Origin of the sequence: Dehalococcoides mccartyi CG5 (genome assembly GCF_000830885.1) — a bacterium.
GTDB classification, from domain to species: Bacteria; Chloroflexota; Dehalococcoidia; order Dehalococcoidales; family Dehalococcoidaceae; genus Dehalococcoides; species Dehalococcoides mccartyi_B.
The window spans coordinates 799,529-820,712 of sequence record NZ_CP006951.1; the positions used below are offsets into that span (position 1 = coordinate 799,529).

Sequence of the window (21,184 nt, forward strand, 5' to 3'; positions counted from 1 at the left end):
TCTCCTCCGTTCTATAGAACCCCTGCTGTTTCAGGGTCTAAAATACCATAATATACAGACTCTATTTGAGCGGACACAGACTGCCATGTATATTCTTCTGCTATTTTACGTATAGCCTTATGGTTAGCGATTTTTTGGTAAAGCCATTCCTTCAGGCAGAGTGCCAGTTGTTCGGGTTGATTACCGGGGATAAGGCAACCGTTTATACCCGGACGAATGATATCAGGAGCAACCCCTACTCTGCCGCTGATAACCGGAGTACCACAAGCCATAGCTTCCAGTATAACCATGCCAAAGCTTTCATAATACGATGGGATTATACAAACTTTGGCGGCATTATAATATTTTGCCAGGACGTCCTGTTTGACCGACCCGTAAAATTTCACTTTATCTGAAATAGCCAGCTCTTCCGCCACTTTTTCCAGCCTGTTTCTTTCACCTTGGCTATATTCATCACCGCCAACCACCAGAAGCTCCATATCAGCCTCAATCAGTGAAACCGCCTTGAGCAGATTATCCAGCCCCTTAAGTTTCTCCAGCCTCCCCACAAATAACGCTTTGGGGGCGGCGGAAAGCCCCAATTCTGCCTCAGCCTCAGCCCGGTCAGTGATGGAAAAAAGCCTTGTATTTACCCCGCATGGGATTACCCTTATTTTATCTGGTTCAGCCTGATATAGAGATATCAGGTCATTTTTTTCATTTTGAGTAGCGGCTATTATCAAGTCTGTTTCGTGTACTATATTTTGTTCGGCATCCAGCCGAAGCTGGGGGTCAACCTGTGCCTGCATCAAACGGTTTTTAACCTTTCCCAGCGTGTGAAACATAACCAGATGGGGCACTTCCCAGAGTTTGCTTAACGCCAGCCCTGCTCTGGCAGACAGCCAGTAATGACTGTGGATGAGATCATATTTAATACCTTCAGCCTTACGGAATGCCTCCAGCCCGCAAACAAAGCTTTCCAGATGCTCATACTGAGCCAGCTTTCCCATATCTTCTACCGGCCCGGCCTGAATGTGAATAAGCCGAACATTGGGGGCTAAAAACTCCCAAACGTCATCACGGGGGTCATGGGCACGGGTATAAATATCAACCTGGTAACCGCTATTTCCCAAAGAACGCGCCAACTCGCAGATATACACATTCATACCGCCGGTATCCCGTCCTCCGGGTTGCCCCAGAGGACAGCTGTGCAGGCTGACAAGGGCAATATTTAATTTCTTTTTAGCCAACAGTTTGCACCTGATTATTCAAATTTATTTGGCATTTGTAAACCGGCTGGGATTTTCCGCCCAGATGAAATTTGTACTTCTCTTCCCCCCGCAGAAAATCAAAGGCATCATATCCTTTTTCTATAGCATCTTTGACAGCCAGCATTTTTGATAGCACGCCCACGCTCAGGTGGGAATATTCAGGACGATACCCGCTATTATACAAATACCTTATATTATTATAGTCAAAGCAAAACAGACTGGCCAGAGTGGTATCTGCTGTCTTCAGAAATACCAAACGCAGATATCCCTGACCGGCAAGCCAGTGTGCCAGTTGCCTGAAATAACAACGCATTTCAGGGCTGAGGAAAAGTGCCTTTTCGGGGTGGCTTTGTTCCATCTGCTCAAGCAAGATTTCTACACTTTCAGGGTTGGTATTTATTTCCAGCCTTGGCGTCAAGGCTTCATCAAGACGGCGCAGCTTACGTTTCAGTTCGTGGCGCTGGTGCGGCTCCAGCATAGACATATACTTGTCAAAGTCAGCTGGCAGATCCAGCAGAGGCGAGACATCTGCCTGTTCGCAGATTATCTGAAAACCTTTTTCTTTGGCCATAGGCAACAGGTAGTTATAAGCTTCGGAACGGGAAGTCAAACTTTCCAGTTCCAATATCTCAACCTGCTTCTGCTTCAGCAGTTTCATCAGCAGTTCAAAATATCCCAGCTGGTGACCGGGCTTAACCATGAAATCCAGATAATCAAAAACGCTTCCGTCAGCTATAAAACGGGCAACTCCGTTATTTATACGCAAGGCTATCAACCCTATGGTTTCAGTTTCACTAGTAACCAACCCGCAGATTTGCCGGTCTGACGGTGAAAAACACTTCTGCCAGACAGACTGCCAGCCCGGGTGGATAAACGGGTTGGCAACATTCAACCCGTTTTGGCTGGCATCAAAATTACGGCTTAATTCCTCAAGTCCCAGTTCTTTAAAAATATATACCACTTTAAAAGCATATCACCTGCCCGCTTTTAAGACAATTTTCGGCGGCGTTAATGCCAAAGACATATTTGACATTACGGTATTGCAGCTTTATTATATTCTTATATGCTAATATACGCATATGGGGGTTTTATGGAAAACTACGTTAATATATTTAAATCATTGGCAGACGAATACCGCCTGAGGATACTCAGTTTGTTGTTCAAACAGGAGTGTTGCGTTTGTGAAATCCAGCAGGCTCTGGGCATAAGCCAAACTTCTGCCTCCCGTCACCTTCAAAACCTGCATCAGGCCGGGCTGATAAAGCTCCGTCGTGACGGGTTGTGGGCACTTTATTCGGTGGATTATGGCGAATTTCCGTCTGACATTAGAAAACTAATGCAGTATACAAAGGAAATGCTGGCACAAAACCCGCAAGCCTTGCAGGATTTTAGCCGGCTGAAGGCCAGTTGCCGGAGAGGTAACGTCTGATGGATTTTATTTTTAACCTGCTGGCGGGCGGTTTTTCTGCCCTGTTGGAATACCTTTCGGCCCATGTTATAGCTTGTCTGGTGCCGGCGTTTTTTATTGCCGGGGCTATTTCGGTTTTTCTTAATCCGGCTATAGTTACCAAATATTTCGGCAGTAAAGTAAACCCCTTTGTCTCATACAGTATCGCCTCTGTTTCAGGGTTTATACTGGCTGTGTGTTCGTGTACGGTTTTACCCCTGTTTGCCGGCATCTACAAACGGGGCGGGGGTATCGGTCCAGCAGTCACATTCCTGTATTCAGGCCCGGCTATAAGTATTTTAGCGGTTTCTTTGTCAGCCGGAGTACTGGGCTACGATATCGGCATTGCCAGAGCCATTTTTGCCATCATTTTTGCCATATTGATAGGATTTATTATGGCTTACCTGTTCCGCAAAGATAAATCAGATACCCCACAGCCACTGGCCAATTTGCCTGCTGATACTGCCAATGAACGTCCCATGTACCAAACTCTTATCTATTTTGGCAGCCTTGTTGCCATACTGATATTCGCATCTGCCAAGAATATACCCGTATTCCTGCTGGCTCTTTTGGTATTGTTATTCAGCCTGTGGCGGTTTTTCAAAATGGCTCAAATAAAAGAATGGCTTTCGGAAACATGGCGGTTTGTAAAGCTTATTTTCCCATGGCTGATAGGCGGCATTTTTATAGCCGGAGTTTTGAAAACCCTGATTCCGGCTGAATTTATAACCACCTATGTAGGTAGCAATAATCCGGTTTCAAACCTGATAGCTTCACTTTCGGGTGCCTTGCTATATTTTGCAACTCTTACCGAAGTACCCATAGTCAAGGCATTTATGGACCTTGGTATGGCCAAAGGCCCGGCTCTGGCACTGCTGCTGGCAGGACCGGCAGTTTCCCTGCCCAGTTTCTTGGTTATCCGAAAAATATTGGGCAATACAAAAGCCCTTACTTATATTGGGCTGGTGATACTCAGCTCAAGCATGGCCGGGTTTATATTCGGCATATTTTAAATCAAAGGAGAGCAGAAATGATAATCAAAGTGTTAGGTACAGGCTGTGCCAAGTGCAATAAACTGGAAGAAATGACCAAAGAAGCAGTCATAGAACTGGGTTTAGCTGCTCAGATTGTAAAGATAAAAGAGGTAGATAAGATATCTGCTTATCCTATATTGATGACTCCAGCTCTGGTAATAGATGAAGAAGTGGTAATATCCGGCAAGATACCCACCAAAGACGAAATGCTGAAGCTTATCTTGTCCAAATCCAAATAGACTCTAATAATAAGGCCGGCACATTCGAGGGTTAAAACCCCTTCAGGTGTGCCGGCCACTCCCTTATAATGCCTTACTTAACAACGCTTGCTACCAGAGATATCTCGTATTTACGCCGCACAATTCCGCTTCCGTTCGGGCTGGCCGGAATTTCATTTACCTTGCCTACCATGCTCAATTTTTTAAGTACATCCAGCAGGCTGTTGGGTTTATTTTCATACACAATAATTACCGGATGATTGGGGCGGGGTATCAGCTCCACCACTTCTACCTCGCTGGCATTTTCCAGTTGATCCATGATTTTGGTAATCTTGACAGCATCTACCGGAGGCAATATTTCCAACTCTATTTCTTTATCCCGTATAACCAGTTCCTGGGTAGTAGATTCCATAATATCCGAATTGGCTACCGCTTTCGCCATAAAATCATCTTTAGCTCTGACTGGGGTTTCTTTAACTGCGGCGGGTATTACGGGCTCAATCGCAGGTTTTTCGCCTTCAGTATTAAAGTCAAAATCTTTATCCAAATTATTTACCTGTTGTTTCAGGGTATTTAGCTGGCGGTAAATCTGTTCGTAAACTTTTTTGGCCTTTTCCTCAGCCTTTGCCAGTAAACTGTCAGACTCTTCTTTTGCTTTAGTAATAGCTTCTTCCTTAAGGGTAGCCGCCAGTTTATCAGCCTCTATAATAGTTGTATCCGCCAGCCTCTTTAAAGACTCCAGATGTTCAGCCTGTTCCTTGAGTTTGCTAAGCTCCGCAGTAAGACTGCCATTTTCTTCAATCAGCTTTCCCACAAAAGACTTTACCTGTTCTGGGTCCAGTCCTTTTGGGATTATATTAAATTCATTATCATTTATGTTAAATATATTGGGGTTATTTCCTGCCATCTTCGTATCCTCCAATCAGTCTGCCCTAACAGGATAGTTGTTTATCTGCGTATAGTTAAATAGCCAATTAGTAACTTTTAGATAGTTACCTAAGTACCATAAATATTCAGTTCATAATCCTGAACAACTTAAGTAAACACGAATCCCAAGGTGTGCTTAAACATAAATATATATTTCAGCACACTTAATTATACTACTTTAACTACTGTATCTATACTTTAAATATATCAAACCATAGTACGGGCTTCGTAAGTCCTTTAATCATCTCAGGGAACGAGTGAAATCTGCATTAGAAATCAAAGCGGCAGTATTGAGACGTGTTGCTAATAGCGGCTTAGAGACTGGCCGTTAAGGCTGACTGTTTTGCGCACCACTCTCCCCCAGATATAAAAGCCCACAGCCGACATTACTGCCAGAGCCGCCAGTGTGCCCCAAACCGACAAAGAACTATCAGGGTGAGCATCCAGCAAAGCACCGCCTACCATAGGGCCAAGCGAAAAGCCCAGCATCTCGGAAAAACCATAAAATCCCATATACCGTCCCCGTTGCTGGGGAGGGGAAAGATCCCCCACTACTGCCAAAGTGGTAGGTGCAAATACTATTTCTCCCATAGTAATAACACTCATAGCCAGAAAGGCCATACCCAAATTGGTCGTCCAGGCAAACATCAAGTACCCGACTGCATAAATCAGGCTGCCCATGACCACCACATGTGACTTGGAAACATTGTGCAAAATCCGGGTAACAGGGTACTGGAGGGCAAACACCATAAGCCCGTTCAGAGTGAGCAGCATACCGTAATCAGCCTCTGAAAAATGCAGGCGGTCAACCGTGAAAACAGAAAGAGTACTGATAAACTGCCCCACTACTATGAACAAAAGTATGCTCAAAATTGTAAACCAGAGAAAAGCCCTGTCCTTGCCGGCCGAAAATATCTTGGTCAGGCTAACCCATTCCACCGAATTTGAAAGGGATTCATTTATATATTTTGCTGTTATGTATAGTGTTATCAGGCAGACAACCGCCCCCACCCCAAACAAGTAGGCATACGGAAGGCCGATAAGCAGAAATCCTCCCAGCATCGGCCCAATAGCCCACCCCAGATTATTCCCTATGCGTACCATGCCGTAAGTTTCAGTCAAGCGGTCTTTAGGGGTAAGGTCAGCTATCATGGCTTGCGAAGCCGGGCGGGTAGCTACCAGAGTGCACCGCAGTAATACATAGCTTAGAATAATAAGCATAACGGGCATGTTGAATCCTATCAATACAGCCATAGCCCCGTAAATAACGGCACTGCCAACGGTAGTTAACAGCATCACCGGCTTTCGCCCGTAAGTATCCGCCAAAGCCCCGGCAACCATCTGAACGATAGCTGAAACGAATCCGCTCAGCAGTATAACTAAACCCACCTGAGTCATGGAAAGCCCCCGCTCCTGATACAGGTACAGAGAGATAAAGGGCAGGGACAGGGAGAAAGCGGCACTGTTTATCAGACCTATCAGGGTCAGCATCCAGACCCCCCGGTCAAAGCGGTCTATCAAGCCCGTTTTTATACGGGCTTTCAGGTATGACGGGGAAAACCAAAGCAAATTCATCTCTAACTCTGGTGACAAAATAACGAATGCCGGACACCCCACGTGCCCAGCATGCATCTATACTTTACTACCATTTATAGGCATATTCAAATAGTCACTGTTCTTTTATTTCATATATTTCTTATAGTATTATGATAGCTTCATATATTATCCGGGATTTTTTATATACTCCGCCCATGTGCCAAAGGCACTCTTCAGAGTGTTCTTTTGTATACCGGGGAAATTAAGGTCTATTCCTGGCATGTTGCCCAGACCTTCGGAAGCTTCAAACCCTGTGGCAAGGGACACTATAAGGCAGGTGCTTCAGGAGACTCCTGTTGGGGTTAGAAGCCAGCCCGATATGGGGGGCTTAGATGAAGCAAGGGCTTAATGAAATTGCTATTAACAAGATGCTGAAATATCAGGATATGGCCAGCCGTAAAATAGTTTCTAATCTTAAGTCCGATAGGCTTGTTAGCGGCGAGAGACTAAGCAGGGATGAACTACTGCTGGCAAAGAGCATGCTTGGAGTAGAAGACCTTAACGCTCTGCGGGCTGAATTCGGCGCTGAGGCGGTAATCAAATTCTTTTATGGACTTAATCAGTTTGTTTAGGCCAGGTCAAGAGATAGGCTAAACCTGCAAAAAGAGGCCCGAACAATGCAAAGGCGGTAGCCCATGCGACTGCTCGGCGATTATGTCCCAAAGCATGAAAGTACATTCCCCACGCAATGCTTAAGGTCAGTCCGGTAATACTACTTAATAGCAGCACTATATCCCACTGTGGCTCATTCAGATTACTGTCTGACGGGAAAAAGCCTGAAAAAACCAGCATACCAATAAGCATTGAGGCAATAAAAATAAGCACGCCTACGAAAAGACGTGGACGTTTATCAAGATAATTGAGAACTGCATAGAACATTTGAAGTACCAAGATTGCAGTTAGTGTGATAGCCAGTATTACCATTATTGTTTGGGCCATTTTACTTGGGTCTTCAGATTGACTGAATAGTACTAGGCCGATGGAAATAGCACCAAGTGCCAACATGCTTATAACTAATATCAAATTCATTTTATTCATAAGCATCCTCCCTAGGGGAAAATTATCACATAAATTATTAGATTTCAAGAGGTGAATATGGCTAATCCCGAATACGGCAATTTGGTACCCTTTTCTGGGGCAGGATATTTTGCGGCTGGGTATACCCAACGGGGACACAGCAGAGTTTTATCTACCCCAAAAAATGGGCATAAAGGTAAATGAGAAGCTAAATCATTAGCTGGGTTTTATAAAATATATATTTTTTTGTCCTGATAGCCGCAGTGCTGGCAACCGGCACAACCGCTTTTGCCCGGATAGATTCTTTTAAGGCCCTGCTAAACATTGACTTCACATGGTTAACCGGCATCAGTTTGGGCATAGTCCTGACTGGGTCTATCTATATATCCGGCTTCTGGTGCCGCTATTTTTGCCCTCTAGCGCATTTTTAGGGCTGGTGAGTAAAATATCGTATCCCAAACTAAGATTTGGCACATTCTGAAACACTGCGGCATCTGCCATTAAACATACGGTGATTACGGAGTAATAAACTGCAGCGGCAAAGTGCTTAAACTGGATAATTCCGAATGTGTACACTGGGGAGAATGTTTAAAACACTGCCCGAAAATGCAGTTGAGATTGACCATATCCAGATTTCAGATATTCCTGTCAGTTCCAAACCACAGGTGGTCATTTCCAGAGGAGAATTCAGGCCAGATCTTTCAAAAAGCCCTTCATCCGGCTCTGAGCCATAGACAGTACCAGAGCACTGGTAACCACCGCAATAAACACCCCGGGACTAAATCCGGTTATGGCCACACCCAGAGCTGTACCTGCAGCCGGAGCATGTTTCAGATTCATAACCACCATCAGGAAAATGCAGAGACCCACTGCCAAAGCATAAATAAGGGCATCCGTCAGCATATGGTGGTGAGGTATCAAATTCACCAGACAGCCTATGCCAAAGCCCAGTAGATGCCCCCAGAAAATGCGTCGCGGCACTGCAGGAGGGGAACTGGGCTGAGTAAAAACGATAAAGGCTGTAGATGCAATGGAAGCAATAACTACTGCATTTTCAATACTAAGGGTCAGAGCTATTATAAAAAGGACAAGTGTGGCCAGAAAGCTTTGGAAAATATATAATTTCCAATGAATTTTAAGCTCACGCATCTGCTTAAGCAAATAACGGTAGGCTTTACCAAGGTAACTAAACTGCATTTAAATTTTCCCATTACTCCCGGCCACCCCCAGCCTTTTTCTAGCCGAAATACATGTCTTTTGCTGAAACTACAAACTCATTGTTACAAATGGGACAGTAAAATGCAGCCTTCTCTACTGATTTTTTAGTGGTATCATTTTTCTCCACCCGTGAAACCTGCGCTTCAAACCCGTCTTTAGGGCACTTGGCACAGATATAGCGCTTGAGACCAGACTTTGTCTCGTTGAAGACTTTGGCATCAGCCAACAGTTCACAAATAAGATCGATATCAGACATGTAATCCTCCGGATATTATTATTTTCCATTATACCCTAAAATCATTTTTTTAAAATCCCCGTTTTAAATTATACAGAACAGAACACAGCCAATAACATCTTCTTTTTGCCTGTTTTTAGCCTTAAAATGCCTTTAAATTAACGTTAGCTTAACGGTCAAAGCAAATGAATATTTGTGGTTTCCCCGAATAAAAAACCGGCTCCTTTTGGGGAGCCGGGTAGCTTTCTATTTCAGCTTTGGTTAACCTTGTTATTTCTGGGGTTTGGTTTCATGGGTGGCAAGCTCTGTAGTAATGTCTTCCACCATCTTGTTAAAGACGTTGCGAATCTTCTTCATAACAGCTTCAGCTGCTTCTTCTCCAGCCCTGCGCGCTTCTTCAGCTGCCTGTCTGGCATCTGCGGCGGCCTGTTCTGCCCGAGTAATACTGCCGTCAATTTCGTCCAGTATTTGGGGCAGGGGCTTGCTTAAGATCTCGTGACTGCCTTTTGTTTGTTGGTTCACTGCTTTCCTCCTCCTCTAGCACATCCTGAGAGTATTATACAATTTATAAATATTTATTATTTAACCTACTCATAGCTGAGGCCAAAATAATTTTTTTTATGTAAATTAGCTTTCGGATATTATCATCCGCAAAATGAATATCCCGCCGGATGAAGGGCGGGATATATATGTGCTAATGCAATGTATATTTACGTATCAGCTTCAGGTTAAAATAATCTCTGCCTTTTCAGGGTTGCTTACCTTTAGTACAATCCTTGCTGTACCCGGAGTTGAATCCAAAAAGGCGTAAAAATAATCTATATTTATATCGGCCTTGCTCAGCGGTTCAACTACGGTTTTCAGCAGTCCGCTGGGGATATCCGGAATTTCAGCGGTAACCATCATATCAGTACGGCTGGTAAATCCGGCGGTTTTCAAGGCTTCAGCCCCGGCATCAGGGGCATCCAAAATCATACGTACAATCCCAAACTCATCTGTTTCGCTGACTGATAATGCCCGAATATTTATCTTTGATTTATCCATAGCTTTGAGTATTGCATATAACCGCCCGGGTTTATTTTCCACGAAAACGGATACTTGTTTTATCATCATTTTCCTCTTCCTCCTGGTTACTACCTGTTTTCAGGTAATTCGGAACGGTCAATAATCCTTTTTGCCTTGCCTTCAGTTCTGGCCAGAGTACGCGGTTCAACCAGCTTGATTTTGGCACGTATACCCAATACGCTATCCAGTTCGGCCTGAAGCTTCTTCTGAAGGGCATTCAACCGTGACATTTCATCCGAGAAAATGCCTTCAGAAACCTCTACCCATATTTCCAGTTCGTCAGAGGCAAAAGCATTGTGCCTGTCTACTATTATCTGGTAATGGGGTTCAATACCTTCTACGGTGAGAAGTACGCTTTCAATCTGCGAGGGGAACACTGAAACACCTCTAACCCGTATCATGTCATCACTGCGGCCGGTAATTTGGGACATACGTACCATGGTTCTCCCGCAGCCGCATTTTTCAGGCATCAGGCTGGTAATGTCTTTGGTCCGGAAACGGAGTACCGGCTGAGCCTGTTTGTTTATGGTGGTAATTACCAGTTCTCCTTTTTGGCCGTAAGGAAGCACTTCGCCTGTTTCAGGGTTTATTATTTCCACCATGAAATTATCTTCCCAGATGTGCAACCCGCATTTCTGGGGACATTCCATAGCTACACCCGGCCCGGTTATTTCAGTCAGGCCATATATATTGAGGGCAGTGATACCCAGTTTGGCTTCTATCTCCCGGCGCATATTTTCACTCCATGGTTCAGCGCCCATAATGCCCAGCTTGAGTGAAGAATTATGAAAATCAAGCCCCATTTCCTTGCCGGCTTCATACATTATCAGAGAGTAAGAAGGAGTACAGGTAATCACGGTAGTCCCCAAATCCTGCAGCAACATCAGCTGGCGTTTAGTATTGCCGGTAGAGGCTGGCACTACCGCCACCCCCATTTTCTCCGCCCCGTAATGAATCCCCAGCCCGCCGGTAAAAAGCCCGTATCCGTAGGCATTCTGGAGAATATCTTCGGGCACTACCCCGGCACAGCTTAGAGAACGGGCTACCAGTTCCGCCCATGTATCCACATCTTTGGCAGTATAGGGGGCAATTACAGGTTTACCGGTAGTACCGGAGGAAGACTGAATACGTGATATTTCTGTTTTAGGCACACAGCATAACCCGAAAGGGTAATTCTGGCGGAAATCTTCTTTACTGGTGAAAGGAAGCAGGACGAGGTCTTTCAACGTTTTTATATCTGCGGGTTTGATCCCTAGTTTATCCATGCTTTGATGGTAAAATGGATTTCTATTATAGACATAGGACACTGTTTCCTGAAGTCTTTTCAGCTGTAACTCTTCAAGCTGCGGTCTGGGAAGGGTTTCATATTCGGGGTTACGTATAACCACTTGCTCCTCCTAATATAACGGCAACTACTTCAGGGTAACCGGTAGTACCCAAATAAGTATTATTTTTACCAAATTAACAGGCAATATTGTACCCCTTTTTTATGAAATGCGGAAATATTTTATAAAATAACCCTGCAATTTTATTGGAATATTATTTGACTAAGCTTCAAATCCGAGAAACAACAGTAGGTTTAAACTAAACAAAAATACACAGGCAAACTCAGATATCAATTTGCCCGTGAGAGTATGCTATTTAACGTGTTTTTCAAGGTTGCAATATTGAAAGGCTTGTTAATACAGGGAATACCTTTGGCAACCATAAGGTTGCTAATAGATGCATCAGATGTATCACCTGTTATAAAAATCACCCGTTTAGCCATTTGAGGCCATTCGGCGGTTATCTCAGAATAAAGCTCAAGACCACTTACTCCGGGCATGCGTATATCCAGCAGGATAACATCATAATTATTATTTGAAATCATATCCATAGCTTTTTGAGGGACATCACACTCATCCACGCGATAGCCATCCTGCGTAAGCACAATCCGTATCAAGGCCCTGATTGCGGCCTCATCATCAATCACCAGTACTGATGCTTTTTTAGTCAGACCCTGCACCACCCCGGTCATATCGTTTGCTGCGGGTACTTTGTCAGAGGGTTTTATGGGCAACTCAATTGTAAATTCAGCCCCCTCACCGAGTATACTCTCTCCCCGAATTGTACCTTCATGCTCAAGTATAATGCCGTGAGACAGGCTCAGACCCAAACCGGTACCTTCACCGGGATCTTTGGTAGTGAAAAAAGGCTGGAACAGTTTACCCAATGTTTCAGCCGACATGCCCAGTCCATTGTCCCGAAAAGACATCCTCACCCATTCCCCTTCTTTTTTAACGCTGATAGTCAGGATACCTTTTTCATGGGCTTTTTTCATGGAATACTCGGCATTTAATATCAAGTTCAAAATCACCTGCTGTATTTGGCCGGAGTCAACTGTCAATAACGGTAAATCAGGTTCGTAATGCCTGACTACTTCTATATTTGCAGTTTTAAGTACATAACTGCGTAAATCCAAAGTATTATCAATAAGTTCGGTGATATTTACACTGCTTCTCACGGGCTTAGCCTGGCGGGCAAATGTAAGCATACGTTTTACAATTTCCACTACTCTTAGACTGCCGGAATTAATTATCTGAAGTTCCTCCATCACATCTGCCGGTAAATCCTCCCTCTCTATAAGTATGGAGGCAAAACCAATCACCCCCGTCAGCGGGTTGTTTATCTCATGGGCAATGCCGGCCGCCATTTCACCTACGGCCGCCAAACGGCTGGACATTTCTGACTGGTAACGCAGTTTCTTCTGCTCTTCCTCCAGTTTTTTGCGTTCACTTATATCTCTGGCAAGTGTAATAACGGTACGCTTGCCACCAAACTTAAACATACGTGAGTGCAATTCCACCGGAATGGTTTTGCCGGATTTTGTTTCCATGGCGAACTCAGATACTACTTCAGTATTTTTCTCTATATACCTAATGTTGTCAGCAAATGCACTAACTGGATATTTCCCTTTGGACATAAGATCCATGGGGGTTATTTGCAAGAGCTCTTTTCGGCTATATCCCAGCATTGCTAAAGCGGCGTCATTCACTTCGATAAATTTGCCGGCTGAATAATCTGCCGCCGGCTGATGCACTAAAATAGCATCTGTAACACTATTAAAAAGCACCTGATAATTTTGAAGGCTTTCGTTCAAGGCATTTTCAGCCTGTTTCCGCTCAGTGGTGTCACGGATAATGTTTATCAGGGTTGTTGTCCCTTCAATATCCGCCCCCCGCGAACTGACCTCCACAGGGAAAACACGCCCGTCTTTACTTTGATGGAAAGTTTCAAAAAGCATACCACGGATATGGGCCTGATTCAGTTGCCTTGCGGTAAGCACCCTTGCCTGAGGGGCGCGCAGGTTCTGTATTTTCATGGATAACAACTGCTCACGGCTATATCCATAAGCTTTTACAGCCGCACTATTGGCTTCCAATAGTTGTCCGGTTTCCTTGTTCATAAACAGTATAATATCCCGGCTGTCTTCAGCAATCAGTTTATATTTTTGAAGGGCATCTTCAGCTGCTTTACGGGTCGTAATATCTACAATCATGGCTAGATAATAGAGCAAATTACCCGTTACATCTCTGATACCGGCTACCGACAGATGTGCCCAAAATATGCTGCCGCTCTTTTGAAGATATCTTTTATCCGTTTCATAACGGCTGATTTCCCCGTTTTTCAGACGATTCAAATGGATAATGTCTTTCGCAAAATCATCTGAGTTGGTGATATCACTGACTTTCAGGCTGGTAAATTCCGAGGCAGAGTATCCCAGCATTTGGCAAAATTTTTCATTTACCTGCCAGTATTTAAGATCTAAACCATATATGGCAGCACCTATGGGTGACTGGTCAAAGGTTGAGCGGAATCTGGCTTCGCTCTCACGGAGTAATTCTTCGGCCTGTTTTCTTTTGGTAATATCCTGGATAGTGCCAAACACCACATTCCGTTTGGAATCAAACTCCGCTATAGAGTGTATATATAATATAGCCCCGTCAGTGGGGCGTTTGATTTTAAACTCAATATCATACGGAATATTCTGTTTAATCAGGTTATTCAGTGCTTTATCCATAGCAGGCCGGTCTTCGGGAACAGGCACCTTCTGGACAAAAGGAATAGTTAATATTTCCGCTTTTAAACCATATATCTCTCTAGCACCATCAGAAGGGTGTACTAATCCGTTTGCCAGATCAAATTCCCAGTAACCAAACCCGGCTACCTTTTCGGCTTTTACTAATCTTCTATGGCTTTGCTCCAGTTCGCGGGCGATTTTTTTACGGATGGTAATATCATGAGCTAAAGTGAGTACGGCAGGCCGGCCCTGTAAATCAAATATATGAAATGTCATTTCTACTGAAATATTATGCCCGTCTTTATGCGGGAGATTGCACTCACGAGTGACCATCTTTTGCGCATAAAGTTCATCTGTTATCTCTTTTAATACAAGACCTGAAGAAGGATGAAAAAACAGATTTCGGGCAGATACTTTCAGCAGTTCTTCATGGGTATACCCCAGCATATCACAGGCCACTGCGTTCAGTTCAACAAATTCATCCGCCCATTCACGCTTATTGATATGGCAAACAAAAGCCGCCTCACCTATGCTTTCAAAAAGAGCCTGGTACTTACGCTGGCTTTCCCGTATAGCCTCATCAGCCAGATGTCTCTGGGTAATATCCTGCAAAGTACAATGTGTTTGTTTAAAGTTACCTTTGGCATCACAGGCAATTTTACCGCTAAACGCCATTAGAACTACCGAGCCATCTTTACGGTTCATGTAAAATTCAGTGTCAGCAGTACCTGTAGCTTTGAAAACCGGAAAACGTTTCCTGAAAAGATCCACTTGGTCTGGTTGCAAAAATTCCCCGAACCAATGACCAATAACTTCTTCCCGTTTGTATCCCATATCGTCAAGCCAAACCTGATTGACCTCTAAAAAACGGCCTTCGGAATCCAGTGATTGATAACCAATGGGTGATTTTTGATAAAACTCCCGATACCGCTCTTCAGTTTTTCGTAACAGTTCTTCTGCCCGTTTGCGGTCAGTAATATCGCGGATATTGCACTGGATGATTTTTTCATCACCCACCCAGTAAACATTACTGACAAACTCTACCTGCTGAATTTGCCCGCTTTTTGTTTTAAGAGGAAGGTCTTCGTAGCGGATATATTCTTTTTCCTGCAGGACGGCAAAGGCTTTACGGCTGGAAGCTATGTCTTTAAATATACCAATTTCCCAGAGCTCTTTACCCAGAATTTCCTCCTGAGCATAACCCAGTATATTCAATAAAAAGGGATTGGCATCAGCAATTTTACCTGTGTTGGCGTCAAGGATAAGAATACCGTCTTGAGCCGTTTCGAAAAGGCGGCGATAACGAAGTTCTGAAGCTTCTAAACCCAACCCTTTGTTATTCATTTATATCCATCCTGATATCAAGAGAGCTGAAAGATTTGATGATATATAATAATTGAACAAATAATCCAGCTAGCCTCTCAAGAATATCACCAACTACATAATATTACTTTACCTCGTAATATTGCCATTGTCTATGGGAATCAAATCTTTAGGCATATCCAGCTATAACACATTTGAAATTAAACTGAGACTTGGATTTCATCTTTGCTGTACAAGCTAGCCGAACCCACGATTCCTTATCATTTCCAGATTTGGCTGTACGCGCAAGATTTAAACTTTTAGCAATCCGCGAAATCCTCTGGAGCTATACCAAGAGTGGGCACTGTTATGAAACACAAAGACATGGCCGTAACGCCGGTCAGCAAAAATGGCGCCACCAAGTTTTCTAATATCGGATGGTGTTTTTATCCAGCTCTCCGTCTTCATATCAAAATTGCCAAGTTTCTGCAAGCCCCTATATTGTTCTTCGGTTAAAAGCTCAATGCCCATCTCATTTGCCACATCCACAGCGTTACCACCGGGTGCTTCCCGCTTTTTGGCCGCCTCATGGTCATAACACATTTTCCTGCGGCCATAAGGGCTTTCAGCTGAGCAATCATAAAAACTATATTTATCCGTCTCGTTATCATGGTCAACCACATCGGGTTCACCGCCGGTTCTTTCCATTTCATTTAGTGCCCACAGTTTTTCAGTATTATCTGTCAATTTTTCTTGTATTTTAGCCCATTCAAGACCTTTATGTCGGCTCATGTTCTTATCAAAACGGGCTTTTAATACTCTAAACAGTTCGGCATGTTGTTCCGGTGATAAGTCTTTTTTAATACTGCTATTCTCGATCATACTTCTATATTACCTCTATCTTTAAGGTGTTTAAAAGTAAGCATTCAGGTATTTAAAAAGACTTCTCTGTCAATCAAAGCAAGCGGACCGGTATTAGACAACAGGCTCATGAAAATTATACCACCGGCAATTGCCCGTAAAAGCATATTTCAATAATATAGAAGCAGGTACAATAGCTAAACCAATGTAAAGATTACATCTGGATATGTTGAAACCCGGAATGGTTTTGGGGCAAAACCTGTTTGATCAATTTGGGAAATATTCAATGATATTAAAGCCGCCAGCTCTTCGAGAAAGTTTTCTTCTAAAAAACAAACCGGGGGAATATGAAAATATCACATTCCCCCCGTTGTTATTCGAAACGATTAGAACTCTAGTTTAAAGACCTTCTCAAAAAGAGTTTTACCTTTTGTACAACATGGTGGGCCATCTTGGTCTCGAACCCAAGGACCTCAGTCTTATCAGGACTGCGCTCTAACCAACTGAGCTAATGGCCCATTTGATAACAATATAAACAAACTCAATCTTGAGCTGTCGAATGCATTAGCAAGTGAATTACTATTTGAAAAACGTCATTATAATATAGCAAACAGGATGCCTAGCGCAAGTCCCTTATCACCATGAACACTGATAAAACAGGGATAAGTTAAGCAGATGTGAGAGTTCAGGTTATCAGCTTTCAGGGAAACTAATTTATCCCCTTATAACACTAACACCTTAACCTCTGGATAGCGGAAAGAAAAGCGAAGTATCCGTTTTAAGTCGGATATCGACCTAGGTTAATAGGCACGAGGCCAATTATCCTTAGAAAGGAGGTGATCCAGCCGCAGCTTCCGCTACGGCTACCTTGTTACGACTTCGTCCCAATTACCAGTCCCACCCTCGGCGACTGCCTCCTTGCGGTTGGCACATCGACTTCAAGTGTTACCGGCTTTCATGACGTGACGGGCGGTGTGTACAAGGCCCGAGAACGTATTCACCGCACCATGCTGATATGCGGTTACTAGCAACTCCAACTTCATGCAGGCGGGTTTCAGCCTGCAATCCGAACTGAGGACAGCTTTGGGGATTAGCTCCAGTTCGCACTGTTGCAACCTATTGTTCTGTCCATTGTAGCGTGTGTGTAGCCCAAGATATAAAGGCCATGCTGACTTGACGTCATCCCCACCTTCCTCCCCGTTTCGCGGGGCAGTCTCGCTAGAAAATTTAACTAGCAACAAGGGTTGCGCTCGTTGCAGGACTTAACCAAACACCTCACGGCACGAGCTGACGACAGCCATGCAGCACCTGTGCAAGTTCCTGACTTAACAGGTCGTTCCCCTTTCAGTTCACTACTACATGCATGTCAAATCTTGGTAAGGTTCTTCGTGTAGCATCGAATTAAACCACACGCTCCGCTGCTTGTGCGGGCCCCCGTCAATTCCTTTGAGTTTTAGCCTTGCGACCGTACTCCCCAGGCGGGACACTTAAAGCGTTAGCTTCGGCACAGAGAGGGTCGATACTCCCTATACCTAGTGTCCATAGTTTAAGGCGTGGACTACCAGAGTATCTAATTCTGTTCGCTCCCCACGCTTTCGAGCCTCAGTGTCAGTGACAACCTAGAAAACCGCCTTCGCCTCTGGTGTTCCTCCCGATATCTACGCATTTTACCACTACACCGGGAATTCCGTTTTCTCCTGCTGTACTCTAGTCCAACAGTATTGAATGACTCGTCCCGGTTAAGCCGGGAAATTTCACATCCAACTTGAAAGACCACCTACGCTCACTTTACGCCCAATAAATCCGGATAACGCTTGCTTCCTACGTATTACCGCGGCTGCTGGCACGTAGTTAGCCGAAGCTTATTCCACAGGTACCGTCATTATTCTTCCCTATGAAAAGAGGTTTACAACCCGAAAGCCTTCATCCCTCACGCGGCGTTGCTGGGTCAGGCTTTCGCCCATTGCCCAAGATTCCTTGCTGCTGCCTCCCGTAGGAGTCTGGGCCGTGTCTCAGTCCCAGTGTGGCTGATCATCCTCTCAGACCAGCTACCGATCGAAGCCTTGGTAGGCCATTACCCCACCAACTAGCTAATCGGACGCAAGCCCCTCACCAAGCGCCTTACGGCTTTAGTGAACCAACATATGTCGGCCCACCACATGCGGTATTACCTTCAGTTTCCCGAAGCTATCCCCCACTTAGAGGTAGGTTACTTACGCGTTACTCACCCGTTCGCCACTATCTTAATTGCTTAAGACCGTTCGACTTGCATGCATAAGGCACGCCGCTAGCGTTCATCCTGAGCCAGGATCAAACTCTCCAAGCTCAATATTAATTACTAGTGTATTGTTTAAAACTTTTCTTTCCGCTATCCAGTTGTTAAGGTGCATCAGTTCCAGACAAAGAGAGATAGTATCACATTTGGCTGCTCTCTGTCAAGGAAAACCCCAGCCTGTTAAAGGCTTTTGTGGAGTTGTCTACCGTGTAACCTGTCTTTTAAGGTGGCCGTTTTTTACTCGGCAATCAATTTCAACGTGGGAGAGTATATCATAGGGTTTAGGGGAAAGCAAATCCCGTTTTAGCTTTGGAGAGGGGTAATTTTCAAAATATCTGGCATATTTTTTGTTATTTTTGCCCATCTGTCATATAACCTTGCATACATACAGTGGTCACATCATGCACTCGTAGAGTTTTCTTTGGTATGACGTAGCTTGATTATTGACAAAAAGTGTCCAACTATATTTTTACTCCCGTCCGAAATAATACCACCAACCATAATTTTGGTTTTAGATTTCTAATGATTCAGATTGGATTTTTTAACCTTGTCAATCCGCCGCATAACGCCAAATGAAGGCATATATATTAAACTGGTGCAATCTTGCTAACAGCAGATTTATACCGCCCATTTTACAGCTAGGGAGCGCATAACGCACACAAGCGGCAAACACGAACTCAAACCAATCTTTAGCAAAATGGTAAAGTACAGCCTTCACTAAATTGCCAACTTTATAAAAAGTTTACACCGACTTACAATATTTTATATTAATTTTGTAAGCCCACGATATAATAGATACATGAAAAGTAATAATGTTTCGAGTCCCAGACTACAGGGTATCTATGAACAATACTATCGTGCTAAACGATTATTGCAACTAGCTCGCCGTTCCAAGAAACCCCATACCAAATTTACTAATTTAATTGCTGCGGTATATCCAGCCCGCTCAATAGTTGAATTGATACTCGAAGCTACTGAAAAACAAGAACTTAAATCTCCTAAAAGCAACGATATTAAAGAAAACAGAAAAAACCTTGAGCTAGAAATCTCTCAAGCTATTCCGTTCTATCATCTCTTGGAAAAAATTCGTATTCACGACTTTCATCGATTTGGTTGTCTTCCTCCAACAAAAAACAAGAGGAGATTTTATGGAGGTCCAGTAAAGCTAATTGCGAACCAAGGTGTTGTCGCATTATTAATAACACGAAATGGACTAAAATGAGTTAAGACAGGAGATTCGGCTATCGAAGGGCAAAGACCTTTATGCCAAAGTAATGATATGTTTTTCGAGGAGAAGAGTGATAAATTTGTTTCACTTGAAGAAATACTAAACGATTACTTGGAAGCAATTCCGAAAGTCATTTCCAATTTTGAGACTTTACTTAATACGACACAATAGCGTCATACGACTGTATTACACGTTAAATTTTTGGTAGCGCATACCGGATTCGAACCGGTGATCTCGTCCTTGAGAGGGACGCGTCCTGGGCCGCTAGACGAATGCGCCATAAGAACGAAGTGGCTGGGGAAGAAGGATTCGAACCTTCCCATACGGATTCAGAGTCCGCTGTCCTACCGCTAGACGATTCCCCAACATGCACACGGATTATACCAGTAAGCCAAGCTACAAAACAACGCCGCATCAATATTTAAAGGTGCGGCATTGTCTTGCTATAGCCAATTTATGAAATAGGGGTAATTGCAGGAGGCATATAAAGGAAGCCATAGAAAATAACTAAACTTATGCCAAAGCAGCAAAACAAGAAGGCTAATATGAAAGCTATAACGCCGGCATTCTCTATCAGTTTACTCATTCCGTTTCCTATCTCCTATATACATTTTTATATCAGAAATATCATAAATGCTTTTTAATCTTAAGTCAAGAAAACCCTGCATTTACTTCAGCTTGACATGTATTTGCCGAATGGCATAATCTTATCTGAAATGTTAGATTTAACTGAACTTGAAAACTCTCTGGGAGTAAAGTTTGAGCAGCCATCGCTTCTAGAGCAGGCACTTATACATACTTCGTGGGTAAATGAAAACCCTAATCACTCAAGCGGCTCTAACGAAAGAATGGAATTTCTGGGTGATGCCGTTCTGGGTGTTATCTTTGCAGATCGTCTTTACCATGATTTCCCTGATATTCAGGAAGGTGATTTGACCCGTTTCCGTTCCCTGCTGGTGCGGCGGGAGAGTCTGGTAAGGGTAGCTTTGGGAATAAACCTTGGCAAGTATCTCTATCTGGGGCGGGGGGAAGACGTATCCAAGGGGCGTTTCAAACCGGCGAATCTGGCGGGTGCCTTTGAAGCAGTCCTGGCAGCTATATACATAGATAAGGGTATGGATGTAACCCGGGAAGTGATTTTCCGCCTTTTCAAGACCGAAATGGAGCGGGTACAAACCCTTAGTTCCAATATTGACTACAAATCCCGCCTGCAAGAGCTTATTCAGGCTCAACTGCAGCTTACACCCCGCTATCGTATTACAAATTTCAGCGGGCCAGAGCACAATCGTTTATTTATAGCAGAGGTTTATGCAGAAGACAGGGTATTTGCGGAAGGTTCCGGGCGAAGCAAAAAAGAGGCCGAAACCAATGCCGCCAAGGTAGCTCTGCAACAGTTTGAAAACAGCTTTACAGACGAAGATAACATTTGATAAACTTCTAGTATTACAGGA

Annotated in this window: 19 protein-coding genes, 3 tRNA genes and 1 rRNA gene; 7 read left to right on the forward strand and 16 right to left on the reverse strand. The window is 43.9% G+C overall.

Translation table 11 applies throughout. The annotated features are described in order from the left end of the window. Positions 1 to 11: 11 nt before the first annotated feature. Both X794_RS04255 and X794_RS04260 read right to left on the reverse strand, forming a co-directional pair. Positions 12 to 1,229, reverse strand: coding sequence for a glycosyltransferase family 4 protein (locus X794_RS04255; protein WP_034376456.1), 1,218 nt, complete (start codon positions 1,227 to 1,229; stop codon positions 12 to 14). Continuing rightward, entirely contained in the window at positions 1,222 to 2,211 is a 990-nt protein-coding gene (locus X794_RS04260) for a GNAT family N-acetyltransferase (RefSeq protein WP_011309441.1), read from the reverse strand. The genes X794_RS04255 and X794_RS04260 overlap by 8 nt, the downstream gene beginning before the upstream one ends. Before the next feature lie 129 nt (positions 2,212 to 2,340). On the opposite strand from X794_RS04260, the gene X794_RS04265 reads away from it, so the two are divergent. From X794_RS04265 to X794_RS04275, 3 genes are read left to right on the forward strand one after another with little or no spacing between them, the layout of a single operon-like run. Continuing rightward, positions 2,341 to 2,679 (forward strand): ArsR/SmtB family transcription factor, encoded by a 339-nt coding sequence (locus tag X794_RS04265; protein ID WP_011309443.1) that lies wholly within the window; start codon positions 2,341 to 2,343, stop codon positions 2,677 to 2,679. Further along, positions 2,679 to 3,710, forward strand: a complete 1,032-nt coding sequence (locus X794_RS04270) for a permease (protein WP_011309444.1) — start codon at positions 2,679 to 2,681, stop codon at positions 3,708 to 3,710. The genes X794_RS04265 and X794_RS04270 overlap by 1 nt, the downstream gene beginning before the upstream one ends. A 17-nt stretch (positions 3,711 to 3,727) precedes the next feature. After that, positions 3,728 to 3,970, forward strand: coding sequence for a thioredoxin family protein (locus X794_RS04275; protein WP_011309445.1), 243 nt, complete (start codon positions 3,728 to 3,730; stop codon positions 3,968 to 3,970). Between the two features lie 73 nt (positions 3,971 to 4,043). On the opposite strand, the gene X794_RS04280 is transcribed toward X794_RS04275, so the two are convergent. Together X794_RS04280 and X794_RS04285 are read right to left on the reverse strand one after the other, a co-directional pair. Next, on the reverse strand, positions 4,044 to 4,856 hold the full coding sequence (locus X794_RS04280; RefSeq protein WP_011309446.1) for a DivIVA domain-containing protein: 813 nt from the start codon (positions 4,854 to 4,856) through the stop codon (positions 4,044 to 4,046). Positions 4,857 to 5,179: 323 nt separating this feature from the next. Beyond that, entirely contained in the window at positions 5,180 to 6,451 is a 1,272-nt protein-coding gene (locus X794_RS04285) for an MDR family MFS transporter (RefSeq protein ID WP_034376454.1), read from the reverse strand. Positions 6,452 to 6,804: 353 nt separating this feature from the next. Here X794_RS04285 and X794_RS04290 point away from each other — a divergent pair, with 353 nt between their 5' ends. Beyond that, entirely contained in the window at positions 6,805 to 7,044 is a 240-nt protein-coding gene (locus X794_RS04290) for a hypothetical protein (RefSeq protein ID WP_011309449.1), read from the forward strand. On the opposite strand, the gene X794_RS04295 is transcribed toward X794_RS04290, so the two are convergent. After that, positions 7,028 to 7,510 (reverse strand): hypothetical protein, encoded by a 483-nt coding sequence (locus X794_RS04295; RefSeq protein ID WP_034376452.1) that lies wholly within the window; start codon positions 7,508 to 7,510, stop codon positions 7,028 to 7,030. The two genes, X794_RS04290 and X794_RS04295, sit on opposite strands and share 17 nt — an antisense overlap. A 104-nt stretch (positions 7,511 to 7,614) precedes the next feature. On the opposite strand from X794_RS04295, the gene X794_RS07535 reads away from it, so the two are divergent. Beyond that, positions 7,615 to 7,683, forward strand: a complete 69-nt coding sequence (locus X794_RS07535) for a hypothetical protein (RefSeq protein ID WP_367593441.1) — start codon at positions 7,615 to 7,617, stop codon at positions 7,681 to 7,683. A 493-nt stretch (positions 7,684 to 8,176) separates the two neighbouring features. On the opposite strand, the gene X794_RS04300 is transcribed toward X794_RS07535, so the two are convergent. From X794_RS04300 to X794_RS04340, 9 genes are all read right to left on the reverse strand, one after another. After that, entirely contained in the window at positions 8,177 to 8,686 is a 510-nt protein-coding gene (locus tag X794_RS04300) for an HPP family protein (RefSeq protein ID WP_011309452.1), read from the reverse strand. 40 nt (positions 8,687 to 8,726) lie between these two features. Then, a complete protein-coding gene (locus X794_RS04305) occupies positions 8,727 to 8,963 on the reverse strand; it encodes a hypothetical protein (protein WP_011309453.1) in 237 nt (78 codons plus the stop codon). Between the two features lie 249 nt (positions 8,964 to 9,212). Continuing rightward, complete coding sequence (locus tag X794_RS04310) at positions 9,213 to 9,464, reverse strand: hypothetical protein (protein WP_011309454.1); 252 nt, start codon at positions 9,462 to 9,464, stop codon at positions 9,213 to 9,215. Between the two features lie 201 nt (positions 9,465 to 9,665). After that, positions 9,666 to 10,055 (reverse strand): ACT domain-containing protein, encoded by a 390-nt coding sequence (locus X794_RS04315; protein WP_034376449.1) that lies wholly within the window; start codon positions 10,053 to 10,055, stop codon positions 9,666 to 9,668. 20 nt (positions 10,056 to 10,075) lie between these two features. Then, on the reverse strand, positions 10,076 to 11,395 hold the full coding sequence (locus X794_RS04320; protein ID WP_034376446.1) for a phenylacetate--CoA ligase family protein: 1,320 nt from the start codon (positions 11,393 to 11,395) through the stop codon (positions 10,076 to 10,078). A 227-nt stretch (positions 11,396 to 11,622) separates the two neighbouring features. Continuing rightward, complete coding sequence (locus X794_RS04325; RefSeq protein ID WP_041344555.1) at positions 11,623 to 15,411, reverse strand: hybrid sensor histidine kinase/response regulator; 3,789 nt, start codon at positions 15,409 to 15,411, stop codon at positions 11,623 to 11,625. Between the two features lie 270 nt (positions 15,412 to 15,681). Beyond that, the gene (locus X794_RS04330; RefSeq protein ID WP_034376440.1) at positions 15,682 to 16,251 is read right to left on the reverse strand and encodes a DUF4256 domain-containing protein; all 570 of its coding nucleotides are present in this window, start codon (positions 16,249 to 16,251) and stop codon (positions 15,682 to 15,684) included. Between the two features lie 419 nt (positions 16,252 to 16,670). Beyond that, positions 16,671 to 16,748 (reverse strand) — tRNA-Ile (locus tag X794_RS04335). Between the two features lie 311 nt (positions 16,749 to 17,059). Beyond that, positions 17,060 to 18,556, reverse strand: a 16S ribosomal RNA gene (locus tag X794_RS04340). A gap of 748 nt (positions 18,557 to 19,304) precedes the next feature. Between X794_RS04340 and X794_RS04345 the strand changes: the two genes are divergently transcribed. Beyond that, entirely contained in the window at positions 19,305 to 19,727 is a 423-nt protein-coding gene (locus X794_RS04345; protein WP_015407090.1) for a hypothetical protein, read from the forward strand. A 208-nt stretch (positions 19,728 to 19,935) separates the two neighbouring features. On the opposite strand, the gene X794_RS04350 is transcribed toward X794_RS04345, so the two are convergent. Continuing rightward, a tRNA-Glu gene (locus tag X794_RS04350) sits at positions 19,936 to 20,012 on the reverse strand. A 12-nt stretch (positions 20,013 to 20,024) separates the two neighbouring features. Further along, a tRNA-Gln gene (locus X794_RS04355) sits at positions 20,025 to 20,098 on the reverse strand. 351 nt (positions 20,099 to 20,449) lie between these two features. Between X794_RS04355 and rnc the strand changes: the two genes are divergently transcribed. Then, positions 20,450 to 21,163 carry a ribonuclease III gene (gene rnc / locus X794_RS04360; protein WP_011309462.1) on the forward strand — a complete coding sequence of 238 codons (714 nt, stop codon included), beginning with the start codon at positions 20,450 to 20,452 and terminating at the stop codon, positions 21,161 to 21,163. Positions 21,164 to 21,184 lie beyond the last annotated feature (21 nt).